The following is a 17438-nucleotide window of genomic DNA, read 5'->3' on the forward strand; positions in this document are numbered from 1 at the left end:
AATTGGTAGACACGCTATCTTGAGGGGGTAGTGCCTTCGGGTGTGCCGGTTCGACTCCGGCCGTCGGTACCAAATTAAAACGCCTGACTTGTGTCAGGCTTTTTTTTGCCTGATAACTTTGTCAAGACAAAGAAATAATTAACTTTTACATTAATAAGACTAGGAATAATTGCTGAAGTCGGTAATATCTATTTCAATAGATTATTTACTTACTCAGATAAGGACGTTTTTTTTACTATGAACAACATCGTCTGGCATAAACATAAAGTAGAAAAGTTTGACCGATCAAAACAAAAAAAACAAAAGCCATGTATTTTATGGTTTACAGGGCTCAGTGGTGCAGGCAAATCAACGGTTGCAGATGCTGTGGAACAAAAGCTATTTGAGCTAGGACATCACACTTATTTACTTGATGGTGACAACGTCAGACACGGCTTAAATAAAGATCTTGGGTTTTCTGACGCAGACCGTGTTGAAAACATCAGACGTATCGGTGAAATGGCAAAGCTATTTGCTGATGCTGGTCTCATTGTCATGAGTGCTTTCATTTCGCCTTTCCGCAGTGATAGAAAACTGGTTCGAGATCTCGTTGAAGAGAAAGAATTTGTTGAAGTCTATATATCCACCCCACTGAGTACTTGTGAACAACGTGATCCAAAAGGCTTATATAAAAAGGCAAGAAGTGGACAGATAAAAAATTTCACAGGTATAGATTCAGAATATGAAGCGCCAGTCTCCGCAGAAGTGACGCTAAACACTGCTGAACTCAATGTGGATGAGTGTGTGGCGAGAGTGATTACCTATCTAAAACAAAACGAGATAATTTAAAATCAAATCCATGACCAACTTTGATGTTTTTAATGGCGATGCTGACGGTATATGTGCCTTAGTTCAATTAAGACTGGCCAACCCGAGTAAGGCAGAACTGATTACAGGTGTTAAGCGAGATATAAAATTACTGAGCAGGGTAGATGTTGAAAAAGCATCAAAAGTCACTGTTTTAGACATATCAATGCAGAAAAATCACGATGCATTGTTAAATTTGTTATCAAATGATGTTGAAGTCTTTTATGCCGATCACCACAACCCAGGAGATCAAATTAGTCATCCTCGTTTAGAGGCGTTGATTGATATGCATCCCAATAAATGCACAGCTTTAATTGTCAATGAGCACCTCAATCATGCCTATGAGCTCTGGGCAATTACGGCAGCTTTTGGTGATAATCTGTCTAATGTTGCCGAGAATTATGCAAAAAAACTACACCTCACTGAAACCCAGATAATCAAACTCAAAACCTTAGGACAGCATATTAATTATAATGGCTATGGTGCGAGTCTGGATGATTTGTTTTTTACACCTGATAAACTCTATAGACAGTGTGTAAGCTATTCATCACCTTTGGATTTTATTAATGAAAATACAGAGATAATGGAGACACTGGATTCAGGCTACAATTCAGACTTATCAAAAGCTAAACAGCAAAAACTAAGTTATGAGAGTGATATGGTAGGGGTTATTACCTTACCTGATGATAAATGGGCGAGACGTATTAGTGGCACCTTCAGCAACTACTTGAGTAACCAGTTTCCTTCTCGAGCACATTTAATTCTTACTGAAATACCTGATTCAGGGGCTTATGTCGTTAGTATCAGAGCTCCTAAAATACGTCAGGAAGGAGCAGATTTTATTGCAGGTCAGTTCGACACAGGTGGCGGCAGAAAAGCAGCAGCAGGCATAAACTTATTACAAGAAGCCGAGCTTGCAAGACTAATTTCTACTGTTGAGGACTATTACAGTAGCAATATCAACTAATACAAAGTCATTTATACTTATAATCAAAAGACTAAAAAACGATAGGATAAATTAGCACAGATGGCTCAGGGCAGGATCAGACAATACGACGCAAAAATTAATGCCATATCAAGACTGATTGATAGCGGTATTATCCTGCTAACGTTTTTAGCTTTATTCGACATTTTCCAAGCGACTTGGGATGTACTTTACATATGGAGTCTTTTGTTCGCTATTGTATTATTTAATTTTTTTGCTGAGTCGCAAGATGCCTATCGTTCGTGGCGGGGTACGGCGTTAAGGGAAGAAGTCTCTGCCGTCATGTTTTCATGGTTTACCAGTGTTTTTATTCTGGTCATGATTGATATCTTCTTTATTCATTCAGGCACCTATCTTGATAGCTTTGTCTTTTTGTGGTTTTTACTGACACCTATAGAGTTAATTTCCTGGCATGCCATTGTAAGAACATCATTGGCTATTCTTAGAGCTCGTGGTGTCAATACCAGAAATGTGGCTATTGTCGGTGAGACAATGTTAGGTAAACGGTTAGAAAGCGCATTTAACGAAATGGATTGGTCTGGATTTAGGCTGGTTGGATACTATGATGACCGTTCACAAAAACGGGTAGAAACAGAACCTAATCTGGTCGTAACAAATAAGAAAGCAGGTGATTTCAATCAACTCATTGAAGATTGTAAGGCAGGGAAGGTTGATACTGTTTACATCACCTTGGCTATGTCTGCTGAGCATAGAATCAGACACATTACTGAGCTATTAGCCGATAGTACGGCTTCTGTATATCTTGTTCCTGACTTATTCACATTTAACTTGCTTAATTCTCGATGGGTCGATTACCAGGGAATCACCGCCATTTCAGTCTATGAAACCCCTTTTGCTGGTATCGATAGTATCCTTAAACGGCTGGAAGATATTATCCTAAGTAGTCTTATCCTGACGATGATCGCTCTTCCTATGATGGTGATTGCCGCAGGGGTTAAATTGACATCGAAGGGCCCCGTGTTTTTCAAGCAAACACGCTACGGCATGGACGGTGAAAAAATTAAGGTATGGAAATTCCGTACGATGACGGTAACAGAGGATGGAGACACCGTCACACAAGCACAAAAAAATGATAGCCGTATCACACCATTTGGTGGCTTTTTGAGAAGAACATCACTGGATGAGTTACCCCAATTCTTTAATTCATTGGGCGGAAGTATGTCGATTGTAGGACCACGACCCCATGCTGTAGCGCATAACGAACAATACCGTGCTCAGATTCAAGGGTATATGTTGAGACATAAAGTCAAACCAGGTATTACGGGCTTAGCCCAGATAAATGGCTTTAGGGGGGAAACTGATACCTTGGACAAAATGCAAGGTCGTGTGCATTACGATCTAAAATATATACAGAACTGGTCATTACTTCTGGATATAGAAATTATTTTCTTAACGATATTTAAGGGGTTTGTAGGTAAAAATGCCTATTGAAATCTCGACTCAGCTTATTAGTAATTTTACTTAGGAAAATAAACTTGTTGCCTGTCCTGAGACACGGTATCATAGAAATACTACTGAAATAGATGCATCAATCTTGGGTGCTAGATAACACTCGTTATCGTGATTATTTTCAGTAGAAATCAGAACAATAGACATCAACGGTGATGGCTTTGTAGCAAGATCATATACAAATGGTCTTACACAATGTCAGCAGGTTAGATGTTGTGTAATTAAAGCCAAACTCGCTGTGAGGCGGGGTCGGAAAGCCACAGATCTTTAAATATAAAGATGGCTGGGTTGCATTGCTTGTTTTTTCAACCTATGCATAAGGAAGTTTATTATGAAAAAAGCGATGCTATTTATCGTAGCTATGATGTTTTCTGTTGCTGCCAACGCGGCGACATACAACTTAACAACTTCAGACAGTGCTACCATTTTCGATAATGGTTCAAGTGCAGTAAGTACATCATTTGGTGATACTACAACGTCTTTCACACTTGAAGTTATCGATGGCGGATTGTCTGCTATTGATTTTGACTTTTCTCCATCTAGCAAGTTTGTAGCTGGTACACTTACAATCGGAACTATGGTTTTCGCCGTTGCGCCTGATTTCACGACAATGTTAAACCTTGCAGAAGGTTTTTACGCTGTAACATTTGATATTCAACCTGCTTTGGGTAATATGTCATTTGGTGTTTCAGCTGTACCTGTTCCAGCAGCGTTATTCTTGTTTGCTCCAGCTCTATTGGGCTTTTTGGGTCTTCGTAGAAAAGCTGCTGTTGCCGCATAAGTAAAAGCAAAACAGAAAATAAAAAGGGAGCTTAAGCTCCCTTTTTATTGGCTGATGTTATTGTTAGTGACGAAGTCTAGGTCGACTACGTAAATATATGTAAACATTGTACCAAGGTACAATAGACAGACTCTGAACTAGACCCTTAACATGGAACCATCTGAAAAAGTCAGATAGGTAATTATCAAACTCAAATTTGATAATTAATTAAAGCCAAACTCGTCGTGAGGCGGGGTCGGAAAGCCACAGATCTTTGACGCTGAAGATGGCTGGGCTGCATTGCTTGTTTTAACTTATGCATAAGGAAGTTTATTATGAAAAAAGCGATGCTATTTTTAGTAGCTCTAATGTTCTCTGTTGGTGTTAATGCAGCGACTTTATCTTTTGACGTGGCGGGCGCATCGAATGCGACACAAGATGTCAGTATCTCCAGTGGACAAACTGTCTTAGGTGGTGGTTTTGTGACTGAAGGGACAGGTCCTAGTGATACGTGGAAGTCATTTTTCAATCTAAGTAGTTCTGAAGACACTTACGTAAAAATTGAATGGTCATTTAATCCAGAGTCGAATTTTACCAATGCTCAACTCGGATTTACAGCTGAAGCTGATTACCCAGTCTATACAACACTTATTGACATAACTGGTGATTACTCGTTTGTTATGTTTTTAGAAGCTGGTGTAAATTATGCTGTAGATATTCTTAACGCTAGCCGTGATGTATTCAAGTATGATGTTTCTGTGTCAGAAGTACCTGTGCCAGCAGCATTATTCTTGTTTGCTCCTGCTTTATTAGGCTTTTTAGGGCTTAGAAGAAAGAACGCAGTGGCTGCATAATAATACTTAAGTTAACAGTAGGTTAACTAAGATATTTTTGGAGGGAGCGAATGCTCCCTTTTTTTTTGAAAAATAGAGTGTTAATATCAATTTTGAATGTCAATTATAGATAAGGATTTTCTTCAATGTCTAAACGCTTGATCTTAATGTTTTCTTTATTATTATCTTTTTCTACAGCAGTATTAGCTGAAGAAGAACGTTATCTACTAAACTCTGGAGATATTTTAGATATCTCAGTATGGAACGAAGAAGCTCTGCAAAAGCAAGCAGTTGTTCTTCCTGATGGAGTGGTGACTTTCCCACTTGCAGGCGAAATAGTGGCTAAAGATAAAACAGTTGCCAATGTAGAGGCAGAATTAACTAAAAAGCTTGGTGAATATTTAGCTGACCCAGTTGTTACAGTATCCGTGACAAGTGTTGAAGGTAATAGAGTACATATTTTGGGGAAAGTACTTAATCCAGGGTCGTTTGTTATGAATCAACCACTAGATGCTATGCAGGCATTGAGTTTAGCCGGTGGATTATCACCCTATGCCGAAGAGAATAACATTATTGTGCTCAGGAGAGATGGAGAGAGCCAAAAAGTGCTCCCAGTCAAATACGCTGAAATTAAAAAAGGCAAACAACTCAAAACAAACATCACACTTGAGAGTGGTGATGTCATGATAATTCCTTAGTTCAACATAACTGTGAAGTTGATGAAAACAAAGCTATCACTGACAGTTGCTATTTTGTTCGCCAGCTCTGTAAATGCTGCAGAGTGGGGAATTGATTTTGAAGCTGACCCACAGTTTAAATACGATGATAATGAACTATTAAGGGAAGACAAAAAAGGTGACTTCAGTCTAAAAATTAACCCGACATTATCACTATCAAGAAATCTAGAGAATTCAGAGTCTCGATTACGGATGGGATATAGAATCAGTCGTTACCAAGACTTGAATGATCTTGATACTGAAAACCCTTTCATTGGTTTTTCTACATCTCGCTCGACTGAAAGAAGCTCTTATGGAATAAACCTAGATTATTCTGAAAGAGAGTCAAGATCTATCGCGGAAGAAGACACAGCAGATTTTAGCAATACATCTACAACCACGATTAAATCTATATCTCCAAATTTTAGTTATAGCTTGACTGAGTTAGATACAATTACAACCAGTGCTTCTTACCAAGAGCGGACACAATCTTCAACAACGAATAATTCATTATTATCTAACAATTCTCGATTGACTGATAATGAGACTAAGAGTTTAAACTTAGCCTGGCAACATCAATATTCTGAAAGACTAAGTGGTGGTATATCCCTAGGATACGTAAATTACTCTGCCGAATCAGAAAGTCTAGATAATGAATACGATACATACACAGCAGGCTTTACCTCTACATATCAATTAACTGAATTGTGGGTTATTAATGGTTTGTTAGGTGCGCGTTACTTGGATAGTGAAAATACTTTTTCTAATGGTTTAACAACAACTAGTAGTAGTTCTGGGCTTAACTACTCCTTGAGCGCTACGAAAAATGGTGAGTTAGACTCCATGAGTCTATCAGCTAGTCGTTCATTACTACCTTCTAGCACTGGCGCTGTGAACGAGCAGGATGCATATACTCTCAGCTACAGTAGAGAACTGTCAGAAAAGCTTAAAGCTAGTGTATCAACGACTTACCGTGAGTACACAAGTGCTGACGATATCAGCAGTATTACCACAAAATATATCGATTTCTCTCCTAGCTTGAGATGGGATATATATGAAAAATGGTCACTCGCATTTGGGTATCGTTATCGCAGTATAGATGAGTCTGATGGTAAAAATGTAAACAGTAATTCTGTGTCCCTAAATATCGACTATAACTGGGATGGCATCCATTTTTCACGTTAAATCATAACAACGAGTTAAGAGCAAATAATCAATGGAAGAAGAAGTAAAAGGCTTGGGAGATTATCTCAATATCCTATGGCGCAGAAAATACTGGATTATTATCCCAGCTGTGGTTCTAAGTATTGCAGCTGTTCTTGTGGTTTATTCACTACCTGCTACATACAAGTCTGAAGGGACAATATTAATTGAGTCTCAAGAAATTCCAAATGATTTAGTACGCTCCACTGTCACAAGTTATGCCGATCAACGTATTAGAGTTATCCAGCAGCGTTTGATGACTTCAGCTCGTGTGATGGATATCGTAAGAAAGTATGATCTGTATAGAGAGGAAAGACAGAAAGCAACTGCAACATCAGCGCTTGTAGGACTTTTTAAATCAAATGTTAGCGTGGATCTGGTTCAAGCTAATGTGACGGATCCTGTTAGTGGTCGAGCTAAACGAGCCAGTATTGCTTTCACGGTCTCATTTATGGATAAATCACCACAAAAAGCACAGCAGGTTGCCAATGAGCTTGTCACTGAGTTTTTGAATGAAAATGTCAAAGCTCGCACAGATCGTGCTGCAGAAACGAAAGACTTCTTGAAAGAGGAAGGAGATAAATTTCAAGCAAGAGTGCGTGAGCTTGAAAAACAAATAGCAGAGTTCAAAGATAGGTACAGCCAGAGTTTACCTGAGTTATTACAATATAATTTGTCAATGATCGAGAGGTTGACAGATGAGCAAAACTCAAATCAAAATGAAATTTTAGTGCTGAAAGATCAAGTCACCACGCTCAGTTTACAACTTTCCACCATTCCATCTGCTTTACCAACAAACATATCGAATCCAAATGAAGCCACTACCTCTCAACAACGTCTGGAACAGCTGAGAATACAATATAGCGATCTACTGTCAAAATATGAACCTAATCACCCCGATGTACTCAGATTAGGAAGGCAAATAGATGCGCTGGAGAATGAGCTTGGTGTAAGCGGTAATAGTAGAGAAGTCATTCAGGCAGAAATAGATCAAGCTACCGACGACTTAACTACCCTTAAAGAGAAGTATGCTGAAAATCATCCTGATATAAAAGCGCTTAATAATAAAATTGCTAATCTTCAAGATCGCCTCAAAACGGCAAGTAGAGAATCGACAACGACGAATCAGCCAAATAAAAATGTTAATCCTGCCTATGTTCAGATTCAGGCTAAGATTGCCTCGACAGAAGGGGAAATAGCTCGTTTAAAAAATAGACAAGAAGATATAAAAGCTAAAATTGCTGACTTTGAAAAAAGAGTCGCTGAAACATATCAAGTACAGAGAGCATATAGTGAATTAACACGCGATCACGAAAATACCTTGGCTAAATATAGAGAATTACGCTCAAAACAACTTCAAGCTGAACTCGCGCAAAACCTCGAGTCTGAAAACAAAGGTGAGAGCTTTTCACTCATTGAACCACCTGCCGTACCTTCAAAGGCTGAAAAACCAAATAGGCCAAAACTTCTCATCTTGGGAGTGGGAGCATCAGTTGGTGCAGGTTTAGGGCTGGCCTTATTGATAGAGTTGCTTTTCGGTGGTGTAAGAGGTTATACCCAAGTGACACATCTGGTTGGTAAGACGCCACTTGTGGTCATACCTGTAATCACAACATCTCGTGAGTTAGCTCGCAAAAAAACAATCAGAAATCGTTGGATTGTACTTGCTATTGTTGCTGCTATAGCTTCAGTCATTGCAGTTCACTTTTATGTCGTTAATTTAGAAGTTTTATGGTTTAAGTTAATGCGTAAAGTAAGTTTACTGTGATTTAGCATATCTTCTGATAGGAATTAGTAATGGATAGAATTCAGAAAGCCTTAGACAAAGCAAGACAGAAGCATACTGGTAACGTCATAAACGATGATGTAAATATACCTAATAGTGATGTGCAGGAAGAAAATGGTTTTCCTGAAGATCCTTTAGCACCAGCCATTGAGAATATTCAATACACACAAACTAAAGTAGATAAAACACCATCAAGCGTTTTGGAAAATAACAGGGTAATAGCCGGACATTATAATAACCCACAGTCAGCCGTATTTAGAATGTTAAGAACGCAAGTCCTTCAAAAGATGCGACAAAATGACTGGCAAAGTATTGCCATTACGTCACCAACGGCTGGTGAAGGGAAATCACTCGTGTCTGCAAACCTGGCTGTTGCTGTGGCCATGGAGCTTAATCAAACTGTTTTATTAGTTGATATGGATTTAAGAAATCCATCGATTGCCAAATATTTTGGTTTGAATGTAGATGCAGGGCTTAAAGAATATCTTCAAGAAGACTTATACTTACATCATGTACTCGTTAATCCTGGTATCGAAAGGTTGGTTCTTTTACCGGGGGTAGGTAGAGCAGAAGATTCTGCCGAGTTATTATCAAGTCCGAAAATGGCATCCTTAGTGAAGGATATTAAATCTCAATACAACTCACGCGTCATTATCTTTGATGTACCTCCTTTACTACAGACAGACGATGTCTTGTTATCAACAAATTACTTTGATTGCACTTTACTGGTACTTGAAGATGGGAAGAATAATGAAGCTAACATTAAGAAGTCTTTACAATTGTTAGAGGGTACACATTTAATCGGTACAGTAATGAATAAAGCTGATACCGCCCCGTCACATCAGAACTACTAATCTATGTATATAGAACACTTTGGTCTTAAATTTAAACCGTTTAACCTTGTACCAGATCCACGATTTGTTTATTTGAGTCCTTATCATAAAAAAGCATTAACTATGCTGGAATATGGTTTGATGAGCCAAGCTGGTTTTACAGTAGTCACTGGAGAAATCGGCGCGGGAAAAACAACACTGATTCGAACATTGTTGCAGAATCTTGATGATGAATATGTCATCGGCCTAATCAATAACACAAGTGAGTCATTTGGTGAGTTAATGGAATGGGTTCTGGATGCGCTTGATATCGAATCTTCCGCAACAGATAACTCAGGACGTTATCGTGATTACGTCAATTTCGTCGTAGAGCAACATGCGAAGGGAAAAAAAATTGTTTTAATCGTGGATGAAGCTCAAAATTTGTCCGTTAAAGCATTAGAAGAATTGAGGCTATTATCCAATGTTAATATTGATGCTGACATCTTTATGCAGTTGGTCTTAACTGGTCAGCCTGAACTAATAGATAAGCTCAATCTACCGGAGTTGGAACAGTTTGCACAACGTATAGGCGTTGAATATCACCTCAAAGCGTTAAGCTATCCAGAAACACAAAAATACATCGAACATAGAATGGAGGTAGCGGGAGCTGATCATAAAATTTTCAGTAATGAAGCTTGTGCTGCTATCTTTTGTTACAGTGAAGGTGTACCAAGACGAATAAACAATCTATGTGATTTCGCTCTTGTTTATGCTTTTGCTGATGACTCTAGAGAAGTCAATGTGAATACGGTCATTGATATGATCAAAGATAAACGTTCTTCTACAATAATAAAAATGAAAGAGAGTCAGAATCCTGATGTTAAGCGTGTAAGAAGTTGGTTGCTAGAGTTATATAACATTCACTTAGTCTGAACCCTGATTTTTAATACATTTATACAATGTGACGTTGTTCACGACGAAAGCTAAAATTGATCGCTAAATTATCTACTGCACTTTAAAAACTTTCTGCCCCCCAGAAAGTTTTTGAGCCCAGTGGTAACACTGGGCTTTTTTTTGAACCATACCTCAATGACTTTGACTAAGTAATTAGTTGCTCCGGTCGTTATACTGTTCAGGAATTCACAAAAATTTTAAAAAGATTTTTTTCATTTAAATTGTGTGAAAGAAATCACTAACGTAATTGTGAATCAAGCATATTATTTACCTGTGTCATCTATTTATCACGGGGGGAGATGGACATGAAAAGAATAACTTCAATTTTATTTGTACTCACACTGATGCTTATTTCATCGGCTGCATATTCACAAAATTATTATGTTTGTGATTCTACTGGCGACGATAACAATGATGGGCTTTCAGAATCTACTGCTTTTAAATCATTCACGAAAGGTGTGTCGCTTTTCAGTAAAGTCTCTCCTAGTGGGGCTTTATTATTTTGTCGGGGTGGGCAGTTCTACGTAACCGCAAAACATAAATTAGTTAACTGGAAATGTTCAGCTGAGAAACCATGCACGATTGCCAGTTATGGTGATCCATCTCTAGATGCGCCAAAAATCGTAAGTAGTGAAGGTGAAAGTGCACTTAATTTTGAAGAAGGTGGTAGTGCAGGGGGAGATGGCGGATACATCGTCAAAGATCTTATCCTCATCTCCACTACAGGTAAAGGCACTGGAGTAAGGTTATATAACGATGTTGATGATGTTACGCTTGAAAACCTGCATATCGAAGGATTCGACTTAGGCGTCTATTCTGCAGGGAGTAATCCTGCTGATGAAAATGACCCATCCGTCAATATGATGAATGACCGCTTTGTATTGAGAGACTCTGTGATAATAAACAATACTACGCAAGGGTTTATGGGTGGCTGTAACGACTGCCTAATCGAAAATAATCATTTTGAACATAATGGTGAAACACGCGGTTTCGATCACAATATATATCTTGCTAATAAAGGGCAATATGCTACTGGTATAACGATACGAAACAACACATTGTATAAATCAGCTATTGTTGATGGCTCATGCCAAGGTGTTTCACTTGTAGGTCATGGACTTCTTAAAGACGTAATAGTCGAAGGTAATATCATAAAAGAGGACGCTGGCAAAGCGGCTTACAGCTGCTGGGGCATTAGTTTCGATGGTGGTTACACAAGTGATGAGTCATTTTTGAATATTACTATTCGGGATAACACGCTCATGAACATGGGAGGTAATGCCATCGGTTGTGCATCCTGTGACGGTGCGTTAATTGAGAATAATACAATTATCGATGAGGCTGGAAATTTGCTCGCTGGTGTCAACGTACCGGTAAAAAATGAAGACTCTATCAAGTCTAAAAATATTGTCATTAAAAATAATAGAATCGTAACAAATTTTGAAAAAGCTACTGGCATTATAGTTGGTGGAGAACACTCGTTCTCTGTACTCAATAACAGAATCTGGTCTAGTACTTCGGCTTTCAAAGAGTGTATTGAGAAAAAAGATGCCAATATCGATACAGATACTTCTACTAATCAATGTGAAAATCATGAAGGGGTGAATTTACAAAGCTTAGTAAACGCTCCATCTGATGCATTAACTGACGCTGAAGATGTTTATGAAGAAACAGTTGAACCCGTTGTCGATACTGTTCAAGAAGTCGAAGATCAAGTAACAGAGGCTGTTGAGGGTGTTTTAGGTGCTGAAGAAACTACATCATCAGTTAATGAGACTAACTCCTTCATGTCAAGGTTCTCATCACCTAGCTCAACTGATGCAGAAAATACTGGTACAACTTCAGGTTCAACAAGTTCAGGTTCAACAAGTTCAGGTTCAACAAGTTCAGGTTCAACAAGTTCAGGTTCAACAAGCAGGTTTTCGAGTACAACTAGTGATTCAAATGTTGAAGTACAGCCTTCAACGAGTCGTTTCTCTACATCTACAGTAACAATAAATGACACAACAACTGGTACGGGTGATGAATATAGTGAGCCTGTCATTACGCAGCCGAGCTCTATCTCTAGAAGTACTATTGAGAGTGTCACAATTAATGAGGTAATAAAAGCAACAAATGAGGATAACAGTGATGTTGAGCCAACAACATGCCGTGCTTATTCTCGGTTTGGTTGTTTAATGAGATAGTTTATTAACAAATCTGACAAAAAAGGTTGGCCATGGCCAACCTTTTTTTTAGAAAGCGTCGCTTTTTTCAGACAGCCACGGTTTCTCTTTTATGATGAAGTAAGTATAGCCAGGATCAATTTTAGACACGACGATTAGATGTCGAATGAATTTCATCATTGATATTGGATGAAAGCCTAGATGATAAGAAAAGTTAGAAAACCAATATCGTAAACGATGTTTCTTTTTCCTTAGCTCTAATAGTTGGAGGATCTTTTTGTTGTCTTTAAACTCGTTATTTAATTTTGTTAACAGCTTAAGTGCATAATAGTGGAGCTTGGTTTTATTTCTTGTAATGGAGTTTTCTACAGGGCGATATATGGCATGTCCCCCTTGAGTTCTGGCAACTTTTCCACCATTCAAAACAATTCTAATTCGTAAGCTTGAATCAGCAAATGCACGCATATCATTATAAAAACCACCGAGTGATTTCACTGTAGATGCTTTGTACATCTCGCATGCAGGGAATGGAGGCGGTGTTAGAAGAAATAACTCTTTTGGACTGCTCGCTATTTCGGGCCAGTTGGATGTATTTGTAGCGCTCTCAACACCATCAGAACTAATACCTCTGGAGTCGGCACAGGCGATGTCTAAATCATCCCACTTTTTAAACGTGTTGATATGCATCTCAATAAGATCATCAGAAATCCAATCATCTGAATCAAGAAATACCAGAAAATCACCTTGTGAAGCTTCAATGCCGGTGTTTCTCGCAACACTTACGCCACTGTTTTTTTGCGTAATAAGTTTAACTTTACTTTTATACTCTCGGATGACGTTAATCGAATTATCCTGGGAACCATCATCAACGACAATTATTTCGATATGAGAGTAAGTTTGTCGAAGACAGCTATTTATTGCGTCTTTGATGTATTTCTCTCTGTTATAACAGGGGATAATTATGGTTACCAAAGGTGCATGATTCATAGCCAGCCTATCTAAGTTTGGGGGCGCTGACGCGCCGGTTATAGTTGTTTTATCCATAAATCGAACTTACTTAAAGAATTAAGCACTTTCTTGATTCTTCACTTTTTCACTAAGACGAATGACTACTAAGTGATAAGTTGTATATCAATGAATAATAGTAAAAAATTGCTAGGTTAAATTTAAATAGAAACCAAAACATCAGAAAGTGTTAAATATGCAGTAATGAATAGAATTGCTAAGGCAATAACTGGTATGTCTATTTCTGGCTGCCATATTTTGAGCCTTATGGCAGCAATAACATTAGCTGGGTACAAAAGCCATCCGACTACAGCTAATCCTATGACAACACCATGAGTGCCGGCTAGATTGTAACCAACTAATATACAGGTTACTTGTATGATTAATTGATAAAAAAGTAGAAAAGATATGTACGAAGATTTCCCTTTTGCCAGATAAACATTATGATAAGTCATTGACAAAACACCAATAAATAAGTCCAGAGGTAATATCTTCACCATCCAAATCGCATCGTCATATCGTGCATCATATAACCAATCTATGATTTGGTTTCCTAATGTAATTAAAGCTATTGCTACAGACCATGTCATCACAATCATAAATAATCGAGCCTTTCTTAAGGCTATATATAGGCGTTTGTGGTCATTCTCACGTATCAAGCGCGAATATGAAGGAAACAAAACTCTACTACCGAGCATTTGAGCTGTTTTAGAGGCTGTTTCTTTAAACATGGCAGCAATTGAATAAACTCCCAGTGTCGCGGCTCCGATTAAGTAACCAAGTAATATTCGGTCAATCTGACGCGCAAAAAATGTCAACGCTGTACTGGCCAGAACCCAACGACCAAATTTAAATAAGCTTGAGGCAGCCTCTCTTTCCCACTGAAAGCGATTTCTCGTTTTCGCAATCCAAAACTGAGATAACAACATTTTGACCAATGCATTAACCAATCCTCCAACGACCAAACCCCATACCGTAGGACTTATGACGACCCAAAGTATCATCACAGAGATTGAGAAAAACTGAGCGATAAGCTCTAAAAGAGTAATATTCCGGAGGTTTAAATCTCTATTCGAGCTTGCGAGTGATGTTGAGTTGAACCCTGCAATAATCGCACTTAGACTTGCGACGGGTAACATCCAAGCCAAGAGGGGTTCGTTGTAGAGAATTGAGTATGGGTAGGCTCCTACCAGAGCGATAGCCCAAAGAACAAATCCACGAAATACTTGTATAGTCCAGGCTGTATTAAGAAAAATTTGGTCATTTCCACGTTTGTTTTGAATAATACTGGGTGTGATTCCAATATCAGAGAACATACTGATACCTTGCATGAATACCATGACAAGGGTCATTAAGCCGAAAGCTTCTGGAAAGAGAAACTTCGCCATTATAACGTTACTGGCTAGTCTAAAAAGCTGTGCCAGACCATAACCACCGATAGTCCATAATGAGCCTTTAACAATGAGTTTCTTTAGGGGAGACCTCTGGCTGGCATTTTCAGAATTAGGCATTAATAACTTTCTAACTAGCGACAAAATCATGATGATATAACAATATATCATCTATATGGTCTAATATTTCCCTCGCACTAAAACAATATGGGTATTTCTCACCTCGATACATCTATTTATCTTCCCTCTCAAATAGTTTTCTGGAATATGGAATAAACAATGTTGAAGTAAGATTAGGCGGTAATATACACGTCTTCTGTATCGCCTAAAATTAAGTAGTGAGCTCCAATATTAAACATCTAACTGAATAAAAACTTATAAGGCTAAGGGGGGGGTTAATTGGAAAGTTACGGCCTTTTAATAAACTATGTGGAGTATTGATAATTATTTGCACAAGCTGAGCACTTCTTCCTTGTTGAAGAATGAAGTTAAGAGTCTACATCTAATTGAGAAGGGATGACTTGAACAAATCCTTGTGCAAAGCCATTTAACCAAGATGGATTAATTTCATTATCGTCTTTTCAGTAGGATATGTATCTTCTTTAAGCAGTTAAGTAGAGAGAGCCTGAAGTGAGTTAGTGTCCCTCTGTTAAAAACGCACGACATTCTCTTATCAATTTATGTCGTTATTATTTTGCATCAGTGGATACCCTAAAACATATTCATGGGTAATTTCTTATGAGCTAATCTATTTGTACGATTTTTTAGAAACGTCAAGAGAGAAGCATACCTGTAACAGACAATTCATCCTGAGCAAATGATATTTGACTATGATTATTTACTGCTCTGCTCCATTAATTAGGCAAGTGCAGTAATCTAAGATGTTCTAGTATGCTACTGGCGAATCTGAAGAACAGAAAAGATTAACCAGAAAATTCAATTTATCGCTTTGAGTAAGGAGAGATATTGAATAAAAATAATCTCATTTTGAATAAGATTTTTGTGTTTATTAGAGCTTCTTAGCCTTTCTAAATCTGTTAGTTGATGTATATTCACTAAGTTAAAATTATGGTGAGACAAAAAAATGAAGCTTTTTCATTATACTGAGTGTGCAAACTTCGGTGATGCAATAAACCCCTGGTTTTGGTCAAACTACATTGATGCACCTTTTAATGATGATTGTGACCAACTGTTTGTCGGTATTGGTACTTTAATCAACGATAAACTCCCATTGAGTAACTACAACTCCATAAACATAATGGGGTCAGGGGCAGGTTATGGGGAATCCATTCCACAACCAACAAAAAGCTGGACTATACACTGTGTAAGAGGACCATTAACGGCAAAAGCTCTTGGCGTAGAGCAAAAACTTGCAATTGCAGATCCTGCTATTTTAATTAGCGATATTCTTGGTTTAGATAATATTGGTGATAAGAGAACTATGAGGGTTGGTTTTATGCCACATCATAGTATCGATTCACCTAGATTGAAAAAAGTTGTAGAAGCTACTGGTGTTAGCTACATTTCACCATTGGGTCAAGCAATGAGTGTAATCAGTCAAGTAAACAGTTGTGAGAGATTGATAACCTCTGCAATGCATGGTGCCATATTAGCTGACTCACTAAGAGTGCCATGGTTTCCTGTAAAAAACTCTGCGCTAATTCTTGATTTCAAATGGGAGGACTGGGCGCAGTCAATGGGGCTAAACATAAAATTAGAACTCCTACCACTGATCAAACCAGACTACGCCAGAAGATATTTTTTTAATGAGTTTTTTAATGAAAAGCTTTTCCAAAGAAAACTACAACAAATAAAAAAACGCAGTGATTATCTCTTATCAAGTAGCTCAATCATTGAGGAAAAAAAGGATAAGTTAAAAGAAGTTTTTTTTAGATTTAACACTAACTATTCTAATTCAAGGTGATGTATCGAAGAAGGAGAAAGAAATTCTCTTGATAGTTAGATAATTGCTCATTCCCTTTTTATCGAAGTAGTCTGAGAAGCTCGATAGAGTTAATATGGCTTATGTAAGGATAAATGTGCATTGAATAAAATCTGACTCAAAAAATTATTGAGTGCAAAAAATTTGATAAGTAAAAAATTAATAAGATTTAATGCCAGAAAAAAGTTCAATAGAAGCATAATTAAACATTAGATTTCCAAGAACGCTTGCAACTGCCATTCAAACTTAAGGAAAAAAATGTCCGATTTAGTATCTGTAATTATGCCAGCAAGGAATGCTGGAGCCTTCATTAAGCAAAGCATAGAATCAATACTTCAGCAAACATATACTAATTTTGAGTTAATTATCGTTGATGACCAGTCTACTGATGACACTCGCAACATAGCTGAAGGTGTAATTGATGCTCGAGTCACAGTCGTTTATGGTAAAGCCGAAGGTATTGCATCAGCAATTAATATAGGTTTGAAACATGCAAAAGGTAAATATTTTTGTCGTTGTGATTCAGATGACTTATTCCCCGAAAATCGACTCAAGATACAAGCAGAA

The 17438-nt window shown here is 37.9% G+C and carries 15 protein-coding genes and 2 riboswitches; of the genes, 13 read left to right on the forward strand and 2 right to left on the reverse strand.

Annotated elements, in window-relative coordinates; genetic code table 11:
• Positions 1–237: 237 nt before the first annotated feature.
• From cysC to B4K20_RS03935, 11 genes are all read left to right on the forward strand, one after another.
• Positions 238–828 carry an adenylyl-sulfate kinase gene (gene cysC / locus B4K20_RS03885; protein WP_289281955.1) on the forward strand — a complete coding sequence of 197 codons (591 nt, stop codon included), beginning with the start codon at positions 238–240 and terminating at the stop codon, positions 826–828.
• Between the two features lie 10 nt (positions 829–838).
• Positions 839–1813, forward strand: a complete 975-nt coding sequence (locus B4K20_RS03890) for a DHH family phosphoesterase (protein WP_289281956.1) — start codon at positions 839–841, stop codon at positions 1811–1813.
• Between the two features lie 60 nt (positions 1814–1873).
• Positions 1874–3283 carry an undecaprenyl-phosphate glucose phosphotransferase gene (locus B4K20_RS03895; RefSeq protein WP_289281957.1) on the forward strand — a complete coding sequence of 470 codons (1410 nt, stop codon included), beginning with the start codon at positions 1874–1876 and terminating at the stop codon, positions 3281–3283.
• 234 nt (positions 3284–3517) lie between these two features.
• Positions 3518–3597: riboswitch (cyclic di-GMP riboswitch) on the forward strand.
• Between the two features lie 35 nt (positions 3598–3632).
• A complete protein-coding gene (locus B4K20_RS03900; protein ID WP_289281958.1) occupies positions 3633–4082 on the forward strand; it encodes a hypothetical protein in 450 nt (149 codons plus the stop codon).
• A 202-nt stretch (positions 4083–4284) separates the two neighbouring features.
• Positions 4285–4364, forward strand: a riboswitch (cyclic di-GMP riboswitch).
• Positions 4365–4396: 32 nt separating this feature from the next.
• Entirely contained in the window at positions 4397–4915 is a 519-nt protein-coding gene (locus B4K20_RS03905; protein ID WP_289281959.1) for a hypothetical protein, read from the forward strand.
• A gap of 125 nt (positions 4916–5040) precedes the next feature.
• Positions 5041–5592 (forward strand): polysaccharide biosynthesis/export family protein, encoded by a 552-nt coding sequence (locus tag B4K20_RS03910; RefSeq protein ID WP_289281960.1) that lies wholly within the window; start codon positions 5041–5043, stop codon positions 5590–5592.
• Positions 5593–5613: 21 nt separating this feature from the next.
• Complete coding sequence (locus B4K20_RS03915; protein WP_289281961.1) at positions 5614–6795, forward strand: hypothetical protein; 1182 nt, start codon at positions 5614–5616, stop codon at positions 6793–6795.
• A 31-nt stretch (positions 6796–6826) separates the two neighbouring features.
• Positions 6827–8581 (forward strand): Wzz/FepE/Etk N-terminal domain-containing protein, encoded by a 1755-nt coding sequence (locus B4K20_RS03920; RefSeq protein WP_289281962.1) that lies wholly within the window; start codon positions 6827–6829, stop codon positions 8579–8581.
• 29 nt (positions 8582–8610) lie between these two features.
• Positions 8611–9453 (forward strand): CpsD/CapB family tyrosine-protein kinase, encoded by an 843-nt coding sequence (locus B4K20_RS03925; protein ID WP_289281963.1) that lies wholly within the window; start codon positions 8611–8613, stop codon positions 9451–9453.
• 3 nt (positions 9454–9456) lie between these two features.
• Positions 9457–10347: an ExeA family protein gene (locus B4K20_RS03930; protein WP_289281964.1), complete on the forward strand. Its 891-nt coding sequence runs from the start codon at positions 9457–9459 to the stop codon at positions 10345–10347.
• Positions 10348–10673: 326 nt separating this feature from the next.
• A complete protein-coding gene (locus B4K20_RS03935; protein ID WP_289281965.1) occupies positions 10674–12554 on the forward strand; it encodes a right-handed parallel beta-helix repeat-containing protein in 1881 nt (626 codons plus the stop codon).
• A 48-nt stretch (positions 12555–12602) separates the two neighbouring features.
• On the opposite strand, the gene B4K20_RS03940 is transcribed toward B4K20_RS03935, so the two are convergent.
• Both B4K20_RS03940 and B4K20_RS03945 read right to left on the reverse strand, forming a co-directional pair.
• Positions 12603–13577: a glycosyltransferase family 2 protein gene (locus B4K20_RS03940; protein WP_289281966.1), complete on the reverse strand. Its 975-nt coding sequence runs from the start codon at positions 13575–13577 to the stop codon at positions 12603–12605.
• A gap of 122 nt (positions 13578–13699) precedes the next feature.
• Positions 13700–15049 (reverse strand): oligosaccharide flippase family protein, encoded by a 1350-nt coding sequence (locus tag B4K20_RS03945; protein ID WP_289281967.1) that lies wholly within the window; start codon positions 15047–15049, stop codon positions 13700–13702.
• A 964-nt stretch (positions 15050–16013) separates the two neighbouring features.
• Here B4K20_RS03945 and B4K20_RS03950 point away from each other — a divergent pair.
• Together B4K20_RS03950 and B4K20_RS03955 are read left to right on the forward strand one after the other, a co-directional pair.
• Positions 16014–16853, forward strand: coding sequence for a polysaccharide pyruvyl transferase family protein (locus tag B4K20_RS03950; protein WP_289281968.1), 840 nt, complete (start codon positions 16014–16016; stop codon positions 16851–16853).
• Between the two features lie 276 nt (positions 16854–17129).
• On the forward strand, positions 17130–17438 hold a 309-nt coding region (locus B4K20_RS03955; RefSeq protein ID WP_289281969.1), incomplete at its 3' end, for a glycosyltransferase family 2 protein.

The organism is Methylophaga sp. UBA5088 (assembly GCF_002414625.1).
Lineage (GTDB): Bacteria > Pseudomonadota > Gammaproteobacteria > Nitrosococcales > Methylophagaceae > Methylophaga > Methylophaga marina.